This is a genomic window from Maribacter sp. TH_r10 (genome assembly GCF_033101095.1).
Classification (GTDB): domain Bacteria; phylum Bacteroidota; class Bacteroidia; order Flavobacteriales; family Flavobacteriaceae; genus Maribacter_A; species Maribacter_A luteus.
The window spans coordinates 1-713 of the sequence record NZ_JAWMPY010000031.1 but is presented as its reverse complement, the minus strand read 5'-3'; the positions used below and the strand labels follow the sequence as shown (position 1 = coordinate 713).

The 713-nt window shown below is 43.9% G+C and carries 1 protein-coding gene; it reads right to left on the bottom strand.

Annotated features, from left to right (window positions below; translation table 11 throughout):
- Window positions 1–713, bottom strand: a 713-nt coding sequence (locus R3X28_RS19190; RefSeq protein ID WP_317666499.1) for a hypothetical protein, incomplete at both ends; no start/stop codon positions are given.

The following is a 713-nucleotide window of genomic DNA, read 5'->3' as shown; positions in this document are numbered from 1 at the left end:
TACTACTTCATTTCCTATTACACCATCGTTCTCTGTTACGGTCACAGATCCTAAATCTACCAATGTCCAGTCGGAACCGTCCCATTGCATTACTTGGCCTAATAAAGTACCGTCGGCTATTTTATCTAATGTTACTGCGTCATTTACCAATTCTGCCGTATCAATAGCATCATCTGCCATTTTTGCATTCGTAATTGCATTATCCGCAACATCTACACTTACATCTTTAAAGATAGAATCATCGCCTCCTGTAATAGCTATCGTAGCATTAGTTGAAGATAGTGTACCGTCCGCAATTGCGGTCTCATCTACAGCTACCGTATATTCTGTATTATTCCCTGTTGTCGATGAATTAACACTAACTCCTGTTCCTGCCGTTACACTTGTTGTTAATTCACTTGCAGCTACTTCAGCATCCGTAGCCAAACTTGCGTCCGCACTGAACACCGTTCCGGTTAAAACCAAGCCTGTGCCCGCCGTATACTGGGTGTCGGTGTCGACTAATGCAGCGATATCAGCCAATGGAATTTCCACTACATTGCCTTCACTATCCAATAAGGTCAAGGTGTCGTTCGTTCCGTCGGAATCAGAATCGGTTAAACTTAAGGTGTCATTGGTAGTATTCGTATCCGTCAAGGCTGCAATATCGGCCAATGGAACCTCCACTACATTGCCTTCGCTATCCAACAAAGTCAAGGTGTCGTTCGTTCCGT